Origin of the sequence: Shinella sp. JR1-6 (assembly GCF_004284735.1) — a bacterium.
Lineage (GTDB): Bacteria > Pseudomonadota > Alphaproteobacteria > Rhizobiales > Rhizobiaceae > Shinella.
Window position 1 is genome coordinate 30593 of the sequence record NZ_SHMI01000011.1, and the last position, 15752, is coordinate 46344.

Sequence of the window (15752 nt, forward strand, 5' to 3'; positions counted from 1 at the left end):
CCTCGAAGCGTTGGGTGATGTGGCCATTCCGAGTGGCGGGATGGCGGTTGGTCGGCAGGCCCCTCATCCGCCTGCCGGCACCTTCTCCCCGCAAGCGGGGAGAAGGGAATATGCCGTACCGCTTCCCCAATCCGCGCCCTTTTTCGGGGCACGTCCCCTCTCCCCGCTTGCGGGGAGAGGGTTAGGGTGAGGGGCAAACCACGCACCGGCAGGAAGGTGACCCGAAGGGTTTAGCAAAGGGGCTTCATGCACTCCCCTCAAGCCATCAGATCAGGAGCCCTTGCCGCCGCACTTGCCGGTGGCGACGTTGAAGTTGCCGCATTCCATGGGCTTGCGCCAATCGGCGATCAGGTCCTTGGAGTCGGGCAGGAAGTCCGACCATTCGTCGCCGACGACAAGGCCGGAGGTCTGCCACACGGTCTCGAACTGGCCGTCGGCCTGGATTTCGCCGATCAGCACGGGCTTGGTGATGTGGTGGTTCGGCATCATGGTGGAGAAGCCGCCCGACAGGTTCGGCACGGAGACGCCGATCATCGCGTCGAGCACGGCGTCCGTATCGGTCGTGCCGGCCTTTTCCACCGCCTTCAGCCACATGGCGAAGCCGATGTAGTGGGCTTCCATCGGGTCGTTGGTGACGCGCTTGTCGTTCTTGGTGAAGGCCTTCCACGTCTTGATAAATTCGGCATTCGCCGGGTTGTCGACGGACTGGAAGTAGTTCCAGGCGGCGAGATGGCCGACGAGCGGACCGGTGTCGAGGCCGGCGAGCTCTTCCTCACCCACCGAGAAGGCGACGACCGGAATGTCTTCCGCCTTGACGCCCTGGTTGCCGAGTTCCTTGTAGAAGGGAACGTTGGCGTCGCCGTTGATGGTGGAGACGACGGCCGTCTTCTTGCCGGCCGAGCCGAACTTCTTGATGTCGGAGACGATCGTCTGCCAGTCCGAGTGACCGAACGGCGTGTAATTGACCATGATGTCCTCGGGCTTCACGCCCTTGGAGATCAGGTAGGCTTCGAGGATCTTGTTCGTCGTGCGCGGATAGACATAGTCCGTGCCGGCCAGAACCCAGCGCTCGACGCCTTCGTTCTCGGCGAGGTAATCGACGGCCGGGATTGCCTGCTGGTTCGGCGCGGCACCCGTGTAGAAGACGTTGCGCTGGCTTTCTTCACCCTCGTACTGGACGGGGTAGAAGAGGATGGAGTTCAGCTCCTCGAAGACCGGCAGGACCGACTTGCGCGATACCGAGGTCCAGCAGCCGAAGACGGCCGAGACCTTGTTGACCGAGACCAGCTCGCGCGCCTTTTCGGCAAAGAGCGGCCAGTCGGAGGCCGGATCGACCACGACGGCTTCGAGCTTCTTGCCGAGAAGGCCGCCCTTCTTGTTCTGCTCCTCGATGAGCATCAACATGGCGTCCTTGAGGGTGGTCTCGGAAATCGCCATGGTGCCGGAAAGCGAATGCAGGATGCCGACCTTGATCGTGTCGTCGGCCGCGAACGCGCCGTGGAAGGCCGTCGTCGAGAGAATGGCTGCGAGCAGTGCGCCGGTGGCGCGCGCCTTGATGGACATGGTCTGAACCCCTCTGTTCTTTTGACCGCAACGGGGCGGATTGGTTTTTTACCGTTGCTTAAGAAACTATCGGACGGGGATGCTGCGCTGCACATACGTCATATTGCGTATACGGGAGGGAGAAGCGGGAAGTTTTTGCAGCGCAGCAGGAATTTCGGGGGCGCTGCATGTGTGTTACGAAAGAGCGTGTCGGGCGCACCGCCCCACCCTCTGTCATCCTCGGGCTTGACCCGAGGATCCAAGCCCCGGGTGCCGTATGGATCCTCGGGTCAAGCCCGAGGATGACAGAGGGTGGGGAGAGGGTGTGCCCAGATGCGTACGTGAGGGTCGGGTGAACACGGCCTCCGAACAACCGAGGGGAACGACAGCAGCCCATGGCCGCACGCCAGCGCATCATCCCGATCCGCCGCGAATACAATCGCTGGGTCGCCAACCAGACGCTGGAAGACTATGCGCTGCGTTTCACCGCCAAGAGCGCGCGGCGGTTCTCGTCCGACCGCATCTCGCAGACCGCCATCGGCGCCATTTCCTTCCTCGCGCTGGAAGCAATCGGCGGCGCGATCACCATGTCCTACGGCACGACGAACGCGCTCGTCGCCATTCTCGTCGCCAGCCTGATGATCCTTCTCGTCGGCCTGCCGATCAGCCGCTATGCCATCCGCCACGGCGTCGATATCGACCTTCTGACGCGCGGCGCGAGTTTCGGCTATATCGGCTCGACGCTGACCTCACTGATCTATGCGAGCTTCACCTTCATCCTCTTCGCCATCGAGGCGTCGATCATGTCCGGCGCGCTGGAGTTGGCGCTCGGCATCCCCTTGTGGATCGGCTACATCATCTCGTCCGTCGTGGTGATCCCGCTGGTCACGCACGGCGTCCAGCTCATTTCGCGTTTCCAGCTCGTCACCCAGCCGTTCTGGATCGTGCTCAACATCCTGCCTTTCGTCTTCATCGCCTTTGCGGATTTCGAGAAGGTCGGCGAATGGCTTGCCTATTCGGGCCTGCATCACCCCTCCGGCCCGCCCGGCACCTATGCACCGTTCAACCTCGTGGAATTCGGCGCGGCCTCGGCCGTCATCTTCGCGCTGATGGCGCAGATCGGCGAACAGGTCGACTTCCTGCGTTTCCTGCCGCCGGACGGGCAGAGGAAGCTGCACCACCGCATCGCCGTGTTCCTCGCCGGCTCGGGCTGGGTCATCGTCGGCGCGCCAAAACTGGTCGCCGGCTCCTTCCTCGTCGTTCTGGCACTGTCATCGGGCGTGCCCTCCACGCGGGCGGGCGATCCGGCGCAGATGTACTACACCGCCTTCGGCTACATGCTGCCGTGGGACATGGCGGCGCTGCTATTGATGGTCGCCTTCGTGGTGGTCTCGCAGCTCAAGATCAACGTGATGAACGCCTATGCCGGCTCGCTCGCCTGGTCGAACTTCTTCTCGCGCCTGACGCACAGCCATCCCGGCCGCGTCGTCTGGCTGGTTTTCAACGTGGCGATCGCGCTGCTCCTGATGGAACTCGGCATCTACCGGCTGCTGGAGGAAACGCTGGGCGTCTTCTCCATCGTCGCCATGGCCTGGCTCTGCACCATTTCGGCCGATCTCTTCGTCAACAAGCCGCTCGGCCTTTCGCCACCCGGTATTGAATTCAAGCGCGCCCATCTCTACGACATCAACCCGGTCGGCCTCGGCGCGATGAGCTTTTCCGCCGTCGTCGCGCTTGTCGCGCATTTCGGCACGTTCGGCGAAATCCCCGCCTCGCTCGCCCCCTATATCGCGGCGCTCGCCGCCTTCGTCGCCTCGCCGCTGATCGCCTGGGCAACGCGCGGCAAATATTACCTCGCGCGAAAGCCGCGCAGGAGTTGGGCGCTCCGGCAGACCATCACCTGCTCGATCTGCGAACACCCCTTCGAGCCCGAGGACATGGCCTGGTGCCCGGCCTATGCCGCGCCGATCTGCTCGCTGTGCTGTTCGCTCGACAGCCGCTGCCACGACCTCTGCAAGCCGAAGGCGCGCTTCAACGCACAGGTCGCAGGTGTCGCGAAAACCATCCTGCCGGAACCCGTGACATCGGCGCTCGCCACCCGCCTCGGCCGCTACGGCATCGCCACAGTGCTTTCGATCACCGGCATGGGCGTCATCCTCGCCATGATCGCCCATCAGGTCGGCACCCATTCGCCCGAGACGGCGGCGGTGGTGGAGCGCACCATCGCCGTGGTCTTCTTCGTCTTCGCCGTGGTGGCCGGCGTCGTCTGCTGGTTTTACGTGCTGGCGCATGACAGCCGGGTGGTCGCCGAGGAGGAATCCTCCCGCCAGACGACGCTGCTCCTGAAGGAAATCGCCGCGCACAAGAAGACGGACGCGGCGCTCCAGCAGGCGAAGGAAACGGCGGAAGCGGCGAACCGTGCCAAGAGCCGCTACGTCGTCGGCCTCAGCCACGAACTGCGCACGCCGCTCAACGCCGTGCTCGGCTATGCCCAGGTGCTGGAGCGCGACGAGAGCATTCCGCCGCAGCGCCAGGGGGCGATCCGCGTCATCAAGCGCAGCGCCGACCACCTCTCCGGCCTCATCGACGGCCTGCTCGACATTTCCAAGATCGAGGCGGGAAAACTTCAGGTCTATTCCAACGAGATCAACATCCACGATTTCCTCGACCAGATCATAGAAATGTTCCGCCCGCAGGCTCAGGCCAAGGGCGTCGCCTTCACGCACGAGCGCGCGAAAAACCTGCCGGCCTATGTGCGGACCGACGAGAAGCGCCTGCGCCAGATCCTCGTCAACCTCATCTCCAACGCGCTGAAATTCACCGACGCCGGCGAAATCCGCCTCGACGTCGCCTATCGCAGCCAGGTCGCCACCTTCACCGTCGCCGATAGCGGCCGCGGCATCCTCGAAAAGGACATTTCCCGCATCTTCGAACCGTTCCAGCGCGGAGATGCCGAACATGGCCGCATGCCGGGCCTCGGCCTCGGCCTCACCATCACGCGGCTTTTGACGCAGACGCTCGGCGGCGAGATTTCGGTGACGAGCGAGCGCGGCAAGGGCACGGCGTTCCGCGTGCGGCTGATGCTGTCGGCCGTCGATCGCCCCACGGCGCCGAAGGTGCGCCACATCAAGGGCTATGCCGGCGCGCGCCGCACCATCCTCGTCGTCGACGACAATGCCGACCACCGCAACCTGATGGAAGAGGTGCTGCGGCCGCTCGATTTCACCGTGCTGACGGCGAAGGGCGGGGCGGAATGCCTTGATCTGGTCGAGGGGCTGAAACCGGACCTCTTCCTCATCGACATCTCCATGCCCGGCATGAACGGCTGGGAACTGGTGGAGCGGTTGCGCGCGCTCGGCCAGACCGCGCCGATCGTCATGCTCTCGGCCAATATCGGCGACGGCTCGGCCTCCCGGACGGGCCATAACGACACGCTCGCCAAGCCCTTCGACCTGCGCCAGCTCACCGACACGCTCGCCCTCCATCTCGGCCTCGCCTGGACCTATCACGGCGAGGCGAAGGCGCAGGAACCGGCGGAGGCCAGCATCGTCATGCCCGAAAAGGACCATGTGGACGAGCTGATCCGGCTCGGCGAGATCGGCTATATCAGGGGCATCGAGGCGAAACTGGCCGAAATCGCCCGCGTGGCCGAACACCAGCCCTTTGCCGAGGCGGTGCGCGCCTATGTGCAGGTTTTCGACCTTGCCGGATACGACGCCTTCCTCAAAACCATGGACCCGGAGAAAGGACGCCGCCCGTGACCGAGGCCGCCACCCCGCGCGACATCGTGCTCCTCGTCGACGATTCCCCCGAAGCGCTCGGCTTCCTGACGGAGGCGCTGGAACAATCCGGATTTTCCGTGCTGATCGCCACCTCGGGCATGGCGGCGCTCAACATCGTCGATCGCATCACGCCCGACATCATCCTGCTCGACGCCGTCATGCCCGGCCTCGACGGGTTCGACACCTGCCTGAAGCTGAAGGCGAACCCCGCCGTCAGCCCCGTGCCCGTCGTCTTCATGACCGGCCTTACCGAGACCGAGCATGTGGTGCGGGCGCTGGAGGCCGGCGGCGTCGACTATCTGACGAAGCCGATCAACATCGACGAACTGCGCGCCCGCATCCGCGTGCATCTTTCCAACGCCCGCTCCGCCCAGAGCGCCCGGGTGGCGCTGGATGCCGCGGGCCGGCACCTGCTCGCCGTCAGCGGCGAGGGAAAGATCCGCTGGTCGACGCCGCAGGCGACGCGTCTCGTCAACGCCGCGACCGGCAGCGACGATGGCCTCGACGCCGTCTCCGGCCATATCAACGCCTGGATGAAGACCCGCGGCACCGCGCGCGAAAACACGTTCGCCATCCGCCAGACGGGCCAGGCGAGCCTGCAACTCGCCTTCCTCGGCGCGATCGGCGCGGACGAATATCTCTTCCGCCTGACGGCCGAGAACCGGCTGTCCGAGGACGAGGTGCTGCGCCAGCATTTCGGGGTGACCCAGCGCGAATCCGAGGTGCTGCTATGGATCGCCAAGGGCAAGTCGAACCGCGACATCGGCGAGATCCTCGGCCTCAGCGCCCGCACGGTCACGAAACATCTCGAACAGATCTATGTGAAACTCGGCGTCGAAAACCGCGCCTCGGCGGCGGTGAAGGCCGCACATGTGCTGCACGAGGTCTGACGCGTGCGGAAATATCCAAATTTCTAACGTGGTGGCGGAGATCGACGGCCGGACGATCGTGATGGCCGGTGGCGATGCGGTGGAGAGCGGTGCCGCCGCCGCTTTGGGGCATTGCGAACATGAGCCTCCCGCAAAGGCAGATTGCAGCCGTGATGCCGCGCGCCGCGCAGGTGTGTCCCCAAGCCAGCGCCGACCATATGGGAGGAACATCCCAGCGCAGACGGGCGATGACGGCGGGCGCAATCCAGCCCAGCAGAAACAGGATTGTGGCCAGCGTCACAGCTTTCGTCGGCGCTTCGGGGACTGTGTCCGTCATTGACAAAGACACCGGCGATCGACCGACCGGCCATTCCGTCCATGCCCAACAGAGAGCGCCATGCCGCTCCATTGTCGTTCGTCCGTAGCCTGCGGAAGAATACGATCGCCGGAAAGCCCCGTGCCAGTAGTGCGAGGAGGCGAGAGAGATCGGCAGGATCCATGGGCTGTGTGCGTCCATTTCATTGGGGTGCCACGCCACGATCTGCGCGCCGTGGCTGATTTTCAGCAAGGCCTTCTTTGGGTTCGCCGTAAAATCCGTATTGCTCTGGGCCTTTCTCCGTGCGGCTTGTCGGGCTTTTCAGCTGCTGCATCGGCCTTGCCATGCCGTCCTCTAAACACACCGGACGCTCGAGATGGGGATTGACAGGTACGTCACCCTCTAATAAGTTCGGTGACAGAACGAACTAAATAGGGTTGCAATGACCGACGCGCCTCGTATCTCCCGACAGTTCTCCCAACGCGCCGTCATGGAAGCGATCGTTCAGGGCGGTCCGATCTCGCGAGCGTCCATCGCGAAGCTGACGGGTCTGTCGAAACAGACGATCTCCGAGATCGTCCGGGACCTTGAGGATGGCGGTTGGGTCCGCGAAACCGGCCGGACCAGCGGGCATGTCGGTCGCACGGCCGTCACCTACGAATTGGTGGTCGATGCCGCCTTCATTGTCGCGGTCGATCTCGGCGGCACGAAGGTTCGCGTCGCCGTTACGGATCTTGCCGGGCAGATCGTGGTCGAGGATGCGGCGCCGACCGATCCGCGCGGCGGCGGCCATCTCGTGAGCCAGATTGCCGATATGGCCCTTTCTGCCGCGGCGAAGGCGGCGGTGCCGCGGGCGAAGCTACGGCTTGCCGTCGTCGGCGTTCCCGGCGCACCCGACAACCGGACCGGCCGCGTGCTGCTTGCGCCCAATATCCGCGATTTCGACAGCATGGACGTGCTGGAGGCTTTCCGGCGGGCGCTCGGCTTCGATGTCGTTCTGGAGAACGATGTCAATCTCGCGGCGCTCGGCGAAAGCTGGCAGGGGCAGGGGCAGGGCATCGACAATCTTGCCTATGTCGCACTCGGCACCGGTATTGGTAGCGGTCTCATCCTTGGCGGTCATCTCGTGCGTGGGGCGGCGAGCGCCGCTGGCGAAATGGGCTTCCTGCCGATCGGCACCGATCCCTTCGATCCGGAGTCCCTGCGCGTCGGGGCTTATGAGCGCGCGGTCGCCACCCACGGCATCATCGAACGGTATGAGGCTGCCGCGGGTCGGAAGATCGATGTCCCCGCTATCTTCGAGCGTGCGGCGGCGGGTGAGGCCGCGGCCGTTGCCGCCATCGACGAAACCGGCCGCCAGGTGGCCTGCGGCATCGCCGCCATCTGCGCCATCGCCAATCCGCAGCTCGTGATCCTCGGCGGCTCCATCGGCCTGCGCCCCGAAATCCTGGAGCGCGCCCGGCACTTTCTGCCGCAATGTTTCCCCTATCCTGTCGATCTCGTCTCCAGCGACCTCGGAGCTCGGGCAGCGCTTGTCGGGGCTACGGCTATCGGTCTCAGCCAGTTGCACAACACGTTGTTCGGTGTGGCGACACCGAGCGCCAGCCTTTCCCTTCCGCCCGCCGGAACGGACTCGCCCCAGGAGGCCGCAGAATGACGGCAGAGAACGATCTCTTCGCCCGCCTTCGGGCAGCCTTCGACCGCGACGCGGCGATCGACCTGTTCCGTGGCGCGATCCGGCATGACAGCATTACCGGCAACGAGGCGAATGTCGCCGCCTATCTCGCCGAGGCGATGCGCGCGCTGAACCTTTCCGCCTTGCAGACGGTGGATTTCCTGCCCGGTCGCCCGAATGTCTGGGGCAAGCGCGTCGGCGTGGGGCGTGGCCCGCACCTGCTTTTTATCGGCCATACGGATGTCGTGCATGTCGATGGCTGGCGCGAAAACTGGGCCGGTACGGAGCGCGAGGATCCCTTCGGCGCCGCCATCGTCGACGGCGCTGTGTGGGGACGCGGCGCGGGAGACCTCAAGGCCGGCATCACGTCTTCGCTCGCCGCCCTCGCTCTCCTCGATGCGGCGGGCATTAAACTTGCCGGCGATGTTTCCTTCGCCTTCGTCGGCGATGAGGAGAGCGGCCAGCCGGGCACCGGCGTTTCGGCCGGCATCAAGGATTATGTCACGCGGATCGAAACCGGGGAGGTCGAGCGGCCCGACTTCGTCGTCTATGTCGAGCCGACACAGCTTGCCGTCTATCCCGCACAAATCGGCTTCTTCATCGCGGATATCACGATCACCGGGCGCTCGGCCTATTTCGGCGTGCCGGAGCTGGGCAAGGATGCGTTGCGTGCCAGCCATGGTGTCATGAGCGCGCTCTGGAAGCACTCCGACGAAATTTCCGCCCGGGCCGAGCATGCGCTTGTCGGCCGCTCGTTTCTGCTGATCACCGGGCTCAGTGGCGGCGGCTACATCGCGGTGCCGGAAAAATGCGAACTCTCGCTCATCCGCAAGCTCCTGCCGGGTGAATCGCTCGATCAGGCGGCGGCCGAGATCGAGGCGACCGTGCGCGGTGCTATCGACGATCCCGAAATCACGGTGGCGTTTTCCTATCCGGCCGGCCGCGACCATGCGCTTGGCGGTACGGCGGCGGAGATCGATGCTGATAGGCCGGAGGTTGCGATGCTGTCGGAGGCGATCAGCGGGGCGCTTGCGGGCCGCGGCAACATTGCGGGCGCACCATTCTGGTCGGAATCGCCGTTCTTCGTGAACCGGCTGGGCATTCCCGCAGTCTACTGCGCGCCGGGCGATATCCGCAACTGCCACACCTACAACGAACATGTCGAGATCGAGGAATTTCTCGCGGGAGTCGTCGGCTTCGCGGCCTTCATGGCGCGCTTCTGCGGAACGGTGGAATGAACAACTCAAGCAAAAGAGGGAACAGGACCATGCAGATGACGAAATGGCTGGCCGGGGCATTGGCCGCCGGTCTTATCATGAGCGCCGCAACCGCCATCGCCCAGACCGTCGGCCCGGCCGGCGAGGCAGCGACGCCCAGCGCCGACGTGGCGCTGTCAGATGCCGATATCGCGGCGCTGAAGGACAAGGGCTACAAGGCGGCGCTCCTCTGGCACACCTCGTCGGATTTCACCAATGCGGTCGGCCAGGGCGCGACGGATGAGTTCAAGCGCGCCGGCATCGAGATCGCCGTGACGACCGATGCGCAGTTCGATGCCGCGCGTCAGCGCAGCGACATCGAGACGGCGCTTGCCGCCAAGCCGAACGTCATTCTCGCTCTGCCGCTCGATCCGGTTACGTCGGCCGAAGCGTTCCGCCAGGCCGTCGCCGACGGTGCCAAGCTGGTCTTCCTGTCGAATGTACCGAAGGACTACAAACACGGTGCGGATTATGCGTCCATCGTGACCGACGACCTCTTCCAGATGGGCAAGCAGGCGGCTGATGCGCTCGCCAAGTCGATCGGCGGCAAGGGCACGGTCGGCTACATCTTCCACGACGCGACCTACTACGTCACCAATCAGCGCGACCAGGCTTTCAAGTCGACCATCGAGAAGGATTATCCGGATATCAAGATCGTCGCGGAACAGGGCATTTCCGACCCGGCGCGCGCCGAGGAACTGGCCAATGCCATGCTGTTGCAGAACCCGGATCTCGACGGCATCTATGTCACCTGGGCCGAGCCCGCGGACGGTGTGCTGGCGGCGCTGCGTGGCGCGGGCAACACGAAGACGAAGATCGTCACGCTCGATCTCGCCGAGCCGGTGGCACTCGACATGGTCAAGGGCGGCAATGTGACGGCACTTGTCGCCGACAAGGCCTATGAGCTTGGCCGCGCCATGGCTGCTGCCGGCATGAAATCGCTGCTCGGCCAGGAAACGCCGGCCTTCGTCGTCGCCCCGGCGCTCACCGTTACCAAGGAGAACGTCTCCCAAGCCTGGAAAGACTCGCTGAACCGCGACGCGCCGCAATCGGTGCTCGACGCAGCGAAGTGACCGCCTGACTGCGGCGGCGCCAAACCGCCGCAGCCCCATCGCCCCAATGTTGCAGTTTCACGGGAGGAAACCATGCGTATCGCAACCACGCTCGCTTTGATGACCGGCCTTTTCGGCGCGCACGCCTTTGCCGCTGACGGAGCGACGACGGGCCCGCACGGCGAAACGCCGACGGCCGCCAGCACCGTCACGCTCACCGCCGAGGAAGAGCAGAAGATCAAGGACGGAAAATTCACCGCGGCCCTCGTCTGGCACGAGATGAGCGAATACACCAATGCGGTCAATGCCGGCGCCCAGGACGAGTTCAAGCGCCTCGGCATCGAGGTTGTCGCACAGACCGATGCCGGCTTCGACGGCGCGCGCCAGAAAGCGGATGTCGAGACGGTGCTGGCGAAGAAGCCGTCGATCATCGTGTCCCTGCCTGTCGATCCGGCCAGCGCCGCTACCGTCTATGACCCGGCCCGTGCGGCTGGCGTCAAGCTCGCCTTCGTCGACAACTCGCCGGCCGGCTACGAACACGGCAAGGACTATGTGACCATTGTTTCCGACGACCTCTTCCAGATGGGCAACAAGGCCGGCGTCGCCATGGCAGAGGCCTTGGGCAAGAAGGGCAAGGTCGGCTACATCTTCCACGATGCCGATTTCTACGTGACCAACCAGCGCGACCAGGCCTTCAAGAAGACCATCGAGCAGGATTATCCTGACATGAAGATCGTCGCTGAGCAGGGTATGGCCGATCCCGCCCGCAGCGAGGAGATCGCGCAGGCGATGGTGACGCAGCATCCCGATCTCGACGGCATCTATGTCACCTGGGCCGAGCCGGCGCTGAGCGTGCTTTCGGCACTGCGTTCGGCCGGCAACAGCCACACCAGGATCGTCACGCTCGACCTCAACGAGCCGGCCGCGCTCGACATGGTCAAGGGCGGCAGCGTCGCGGCGCTGATTGCCGACGAGGCCTATAATATCGGCGTCACGGCGGCCCGGTCCGCGGCGGGCGCGATGCTCGGCAAGGAGGCTGCCCCGTTCCTCGTCGTCGATTCCCTGGCGGTCACCAAGGACACGGTGAAGGAAGGCTGGAAGACGTCGCTGAACAAGGACGTTCCGCAGTCCATCGCCGACGCCTTGAAATAAGCGAAGCCCGGTCGGCTCTCATTCACGGAGGTAAATCATGTCCAGTACCAACCAGGGTGCCGCGGTCCGTGCGGCGGGGCTGGCCGGCCGCGTCAACCTGCAGCAATATGTCGTCTATTTCGGCTTCCTCGCGATCTTCCTGTTCTTCGCCATCGTGCTGAAGGACAGCGGGTTCCTGACGGTCCGCAACCTCTCGAACATCGTGCTGCAGACGGCGCCGGCGACGATCATGGCGATCGGTCTCGTCTTCGTCATGTCGGCGGGCGAGATCGACCTTTCCATCGGCTCGACGGTCGCCGTCGCGGCGCTCGCCGCGGCCGTCACCATGCAGAGTTACGGCATGGTGCCTGGCATCGCCGCCGGTCTCGGCTGCGGCCTGCTGATCGGTCTCGTCAACGGTGTGCTGGTCGCCTATGTGCGGCTGCCGTCCTTCCTCGTCACGCTGGCGACGCTCGGCCTCTTTGCCGGCGTCTCGCGCTCGATGACGGACCTGCGCAGCATTCCCGTCACGAACGAGACCTTCACCGGCTTCTTCGGCTCCGGCGCGCTCCTGGGCATTCCCTCGCTCATCTGGTGGACGGCCATCGCCGTCGCCTTCGGCCATATCCTCTACCGCGAGACCCGCTTCGGCGCCCATGTGCTGGCGGTCGGCGACAATGCGCGGGCGGCCAGCGTCTCCGGCATTTCCGTACCGAAGATGCGCCTTGCCGTGCTGATGATTTCGGGCGCGCTCGCCGGGCTTGCCGGCCTTCTCTATGCCGGACGTCTTCAAGCGGCGAAGTATACGCTCGGCGAGACCGACCTGATGACGGTCATTGCCGCCGTCATCGTCGGCGGCACGCTGCTCAACGGCGGCAAGGGCTCGATCATCGGTGCGCTCGTCGGCTCGCTGATGATGGGCATGCTCAACAACGGCCTCATCCTGATGGGCCTTTCCGTCTCCGACCAGATGATCGTTCGCGGTCTCATCATCCTTGCCGCAGTCGCCGTGTCGCTGCGCGAAAAATCCCGCTGAGGAGAACCTGAATGTTTCTCGACGTTCTGCGCCGGCGCAATCCCGGTTTCATCGAAGCCGCCCAGAAACTTCACCGCGAGGGCAAAATCCCGGCCAATGCCTATGTGATCGATCTCGACGCGATCGAGCGCAACGCCCGCATCCTCAAGGACGAGGCAACGCGGCTCGGCCTGAAAACCTTCGCCATGACGAAACAGTTCGGCCGGTCGAGCTCGGCTTGCAAGGCAATCCTCGCCGGCGGCATCGATCGCGCCGTCGCCGTCGACATGGCCTGCGCCAAGGCGACCCACCGGGCGGGCCTGAAGGTCGGCCATCTCGGCCATCTCCAGCAGGTTGCCCGTCATGAGGCGAACGGCGCCGCCGGTGTGCTCCAGCCGGATTACTGGACGGTCTTCAACGAGGCCAAGGCGCGCGAGGCCGCCGCCGGCGCCAAGGCGGCCGGCCGCACGCAGAACCTTCTCGCCCGTATCCACGCGGAAGGCGATACCTTCTATCGCGGCCATGAGGGCGGCTTCGACGCCAGCGATGTGGTCGCCGTTGCCGACATGTTTGATGGCCTCGAAGGTGGCCGCTTCGCCGGCATTACGACCTTCCCGGCGCTGCTCTTCGATCATCAGGCCCGCAAGGTGTTGCCCACCCCGAACCTTGCGACGCTGACGCAGACCGCCGAGGCGCTGGCGAAGGTCGGACGCCGCGACATCGAGGTCAACGCCCCCGGCACTACCTCCAGCGTGCTGCTTGCCGCGCTGGCGGAAGCCGGCGCCACGCAATGCGAACCCGGTAACGGTCTGCACGGCACGACGGCCCTGCATGTGGTGGAAGACCTGCCGGAGCTGCCCGCCATGCTCTACCTCACCGAGGTCTCGCACCTCTCGGGCGGCAAGGCCTATTGCTTCGGCGGCGGCTTCTACATCGATCCGATCTTCCCGGACTATGACGTGAAGGCCATCGTCTCCGACGAGCCGACTGTCGCCGCAAATGCCTTGCGCAGCGTCGAAATCCCGCCGCCCTCGGCCATCGACTATTACGCGATGATCGATGCAACCGGCCCGGGCGCACCAAAGCCGGGTGACACCGCTATCTTCGGTTTTCGCGGCCAGGCCTTCGTCACCCGTGCCTATGTCGTTGGCGTTTCCGGCATCTCCTCCGGTGCGCCGAAGGTCGAGACCGTCGAGAATACGGCTGGCGAAACCGCCGCCTGGCCGATCTGGGAGCAAAGGGCATGAAAGCGAACGCTGCCACCACGACCGGCCAGCCCATCCTGGCGCTGAAGGACATCCGCAAGACCTTCGGCGGCGTCGTCGCCATCGAGAACTTTTCGCTCGATGTCCATCCCGGCGAAATCGTCGCCCTTGTCGGCGACAACGGTGCCGGCAAGTCGACGCTGATCAAGATCATCTCCGGCGTGCACCCGCCGACCTCGGGTTCGATCGCCATCGAGGGTGAGGCCGTCGCCATGTCGAACGCGACGATGGCGCGTGCGCACGGCATCGAAGTCGTCTACCAGGATCTCGCGCTCGCCGACCAGCAGACGGTCTACATGAACATGTTTCTGGGCCGCGAGCCGACCAGGGCTTTCGGTCTGCTCGACCGCCGCCGCATGATTGACGAGACGGAAAAGCTGGTGAAGGAACTGGACGTACGCATCCCCTCCGCGCACGCGACGATCCGTGACCTCTCCGGCGGTCAGCGCCAGGGTGTCGCTATCGCCCGCGCGACCCATTGGGCCAGCAAGCTGATCCTGCTCGACGAACCGACCGCCGCGCTCGGCGTTGCCGAAACCGCCAAGGTGGAGGAGATCGTCGCCTCGCTGAAGACACGCAATATCGGCGTGCTGATCATCAGCCACAGCCTCGACCAGGTCTTCAAACTTTCCGACCGCATCTGCGTTTTGCGCCGCGGCAGGCAGATCGGTATCCGCGAGACGAAGAAGACCGACAAGAACGAGATCATCGCGATGATCACTGGCTTGCAGCAGAGCTGATTGCCGCTTTCAGGGTAACGGTATCTCGCCTGTGACATGCGGGACCGCGTAGCCGCGTTTCACGGGTGCGCGGCCTGCCATTGCGAGATACCAGCGCTGTACCTCGGGAAAGTCGCCAAGATCGATCACGTGGCGCTGGAAGCGCGAGACCCATGGCCAGATCGCGATGTCGGCGATCGAATAGTCGCCGGCGATATGCTCGCGACCGGCCAACCGTGCCTCGAGGGTGCTGTAGAGCCGGCGTGTTTCGCCCGCGAACAGGGCCTCGGCGAAGGGTGCCTTTCCGGGATTGTAGGTGAGGAAGGTATGCGCGTGCCCCAGTGTCGGGCCGAAGCCTCCTGCCTGCCAGAAGAGCCATTCGACGGCCTCGAACCGGGCGGGGCCGCTCGCCGGCAGCAAGCGGCCGGTCTTTTCCGCAAGGTAGAGAAGGATCGCGCTTGAATCGGAAAGCGTGACGCCCGTGTCATGGTCGATGATCGCCGGGATCTTCGAACCGGGATTGATTTTTCGGTATTCCGGCGAGAACTGGTCGCCCCGGGTGATATCGATCGTGTGGGGGCGATAGTCGAGGCCGAACTCTTCGAGCGCGATCGAGACCTTCAGACCGTTCGGAGTGATCCAGGTGTAGAGGTCGATCATCGTCAGTCGAACATCCTGTCCTCGACCGGCAGCGCCCGCATGGCGAAGCGCCCGGTCACGTCGTCGAGGCCTGCATAGAGCTGGCGCAGGGTATGCACGATCGCCTCGGCCCTTGGATCGCCGACACGATAGACGATCGCCTTGCCCTCCCTGCGCGCCATGACGATGCCGGCTTCACGCAGTTCGGCGAGCTGCTGCGACAGCGTTGGCTGGCGGATGCCGAGCTCCTCTTCGAGGGCAGAAACGGAGGCCTCCGTCTCCATGAGATAACAGATGATCGCGAGGCGATTGGCATTGCCAACCAGTTTCAGGAGCTCGCTGGCCTCGCCGACGCTGCGGCAAATTCGATTGGAGACCGGCTTGGTCAAGGACACACTCCCTATTGCTCTATAAAAAAGTAAAATGTCTCTCGCTCAAATTCAACGGCCGGGACAGCGCTATCGCCGATAGAAGCAGAAATATTCCTTATT

General features: G+C 64.5%; 12 protein-coding genes. 9 read left to right on the forward strand and 3 right to left on the reverse strand.

Annotated elements, in window-relative coordinates; genetic code table 11:
* Nucleotides 1-270 precede the first annotated feature (270 nt).
* Nucleotides 271-1563 carry an urea ABC transporter substrate-binding protein gene (gene urtA / locus EXZ48_RS19185; RefSeq protein ID WP_050745714.1) on the reverse strand — a complete coding sequence of 431 codons (1293 nt, stop codon included), beginning with the start codon at nucleotides 1561-1563 and terminating at the stop codon, nucleotides 271-273.
* Between the two features lie 374 nt (nucleotides 1564-1937).
* On the opposite strand from urtA, the gene EXZ48_RS19190 reads away from it, so the two are divergent.
* The 9 genes from EXZ48_RS19190 to EXZ48_RS19230 all read left to right on the forward strand — a co-directional run bounded on the left by EXZ48_RS19190 (nucleotide 1938) and on the right by EXZ48_RS19230 (nucleotide 14643).
* Complete coding sequence (locus EXZ48_RS19190; RefSeq protein ID WP_050745713.1) at nucleotides 1938-5303, forward strand: ATP-binding protein; 3366 nt, start codon at nucleotides 1938-1940, stop codon at nucleotides 5301-5303.
* Entirely contained in the window at nucleotides 5300-6214 is a 915-nt protein-coding gene (locus tag EXZ48_RS19195) for a DNA-binding response regulator (RefSeq protein WP_023512567.1), read from the forward strand. Before EXZ48_RS19190 ends, EXZ48_RS19195 begins: the two co-directional genes overlap by 4 nt.
* A 737-nt stretch (nucleotides 6215-6951) precedes the next feature.
* Nucleotides 6952-8166 carry an ROK family transcriptional regulator gene (locus EXZ48_RS19200; RefSeq protein ID WP_050745712.1) on the forward strand — a complete coding sequence of 405 codons (1215 nt, stop codon included), beginning with the start codon at nucleotides 6952-6954 and terminating at the stop codon, nucleotides 8164-8166.
* Entirely contained in the window at nucleotides 8163-9422 is a 1260-nt protein-coding gene (locus EXZ48_RS19205; RefSeq protein ID WP_050745711.1) for a M20 family metallopeptidase, read from the forward strand. Before EXZ48_RS19200 ends, EXZ48_RS19205 begins: the two co-directional genes overlap by 4 nt.
* Before the next feature lie 29 nt (nucleotides 9423-9451).
* Nucleotides 9452-10513, forward strand: coding sequence for a substrate-binding domain-containing protein (locus tag EXZ48_RS19210; protein WP_050745710.1), 1062 nt, complete (start codon nucleotides 9452-9454; stop codon nucleotides 10511-10513).
* 72 nt (nucleotides 10514-10585) lie between these two features.
* Nucleotides 10586-11644 (forward strand): substrate-binding domain-containing protein, encoded by a 1059-nt coding sequence (locus tag EXZ48_RS19215; RefSeq protein WP_050745709.1) that lies wholly within the window; start codon nucleotides 10586-10588, stop codon nucleotides 11642-11644.
* A 37-nt stretch (nucleotides 11645-11681) separates the two neighbouring features.
* Nucleotides 11682-12659 (forward strand): ABC transporter permease, encoded by a 978-nt coding sequence (locus EXZ48_RS19220; RefSeq protein WP_023512572.1) that lies wholly within the window; start codon nucleotides 11682-11684, stop codon nucleotides 12657-12659.
* Between the two features lie 11 nt (nucleotides 12660-12670).
* Nucleotides 12671-13885: an alanine racemase gene (locus tag EXZ48_RS19225; RefSeq protein WP_130517681.1), complete on the forward strand. Its 1215-nt coding sequence runs from the start codon at nucleotides 12671-12673 to the stop codon at nucleotides 13883-13885.
* Entirely contained in the window at nucleotides 13882-14643 is a 762-nt protein-coding gene (locus EXZ48_RS19230; RefSeq protein ID WP_050745706.1) for an ATP-binding cassette domain-containing protein, read from the forward strand. The genes EXZ48_RS19225 and EXZ48_RS19230 overlap by 4 nt, the downstream gene beginning before the upstream one ends.
* 9 nt (nucleotides 14644-14652) lie before the next feature.
* On the opposite strand, the gene EXZ48_RS19235 is transcribed toward EXZ48_RS19230, so the two are convergent.
* Together EXZ48_RS19235 and EXZ48_RS19240 are read right to left on the reverse strand one after the other, a co-directional pair.
* Nucleotides 14653-15282 (reverse strand): glutathione S-transferase family protein, encoded by a 630-nt coding sequence (locus tag EXZ48_RS19235; protein ID WP_050745705.1) that lies wholly within the window; start codon nucleotides 15280-15282, stop codon nucleotides 14653-14655.
* Nucleotides 15283-15284: 2 nt separating this feature from the next.
* Entirely contained in the window at nucleotides 15285-15650 is a 366-nt protein-coding gene (locus EXZ48_RS19240; protein WP_023512576.1) for a helix-turn-helix transcriptional regulator, read from the reverse strand.
* Nucleotides 15651-15752: the final 102 nt, after the last annotated feature.

What these genes read in the sequence shown, in the direction of transcription:
- EXZ48_RS19230 (WP_050745706.1), top strand. Translation starts at nt 13,882, where the DNA reads ATGAAAGCGAACGCTGCCACCACGACCGGCCAGCCCATCCTGGCGCTG.
- EXZ48_RS19215 (WP_050745709.1), top strand. Translation starts at nt 10,586, where the DNA reads ATGCGTATCGCAACCACGCTCGCTTTGATGACCGGCCTTTTCGGCGCG.
- EXZ48_RS19220 (WP_023512572.1), top strand. Translation starts at nt 11,682, where the DNA reads ATGTCCAGTACCAACCAGGGTGCCGCGGTCCGTGCGGCGGGGCTGGCC.
- EXZ48_RS19200 (WP_050745712.1), top strand. Translation starts at nt 6,952, where the DNA reads ATGACCGACGCGCCTCGTATCTCCCGACAGTTCTCCCAACGCGCCGTC.
- EXZ48_RS19210 (WP_050745710.1), top strand. Translation starts at nt 9,452, where the DNA reads ATGCAGATGACGAAATGGCTGGCCGGGGCATTGGCCGCCGGTCTTATC.
- urtA (WP_050745714.1), bottom strand. Translation starts at nt 1,563, where the DNA reads ATGTCCATCAAGGCGCGCGCCACCGGCGCACTGCTCGCAGCCATTCTC.
- EXZ48_RS19205 (WP_050745711.1), top strand. Translation starts at nt 8,163, where the DNA reads ATGACGGCAGAGAACGATCTCTTCGCCCGCCTTCGGGCAGCCTTCGAC.
- EXZ48_RS19235 (WP_050745705.1), bottom strand. Translation starts at nt 15,282, where the DNA reads ATGATCGACCTCTACACCTGGATCACTCCGAACGGTCTGAAGGTCTCG.
- EXZ48_RS19225 (WP_130517681.1), top strand. Translation starts at nt 12,671, where the DNA reads ATGTTTCTCGACGTTCTGCGCCGGCGCAATCCCGGTTTCATCGAAGCC.
- EXZ48_RS19190 (WP_050745713.1), top strand. Translation starts at nt 1,938, where the DNA reads ATGGCCGCACGCCAGCGCATCATCCCGATCCGCCGCGAATACAATCGC.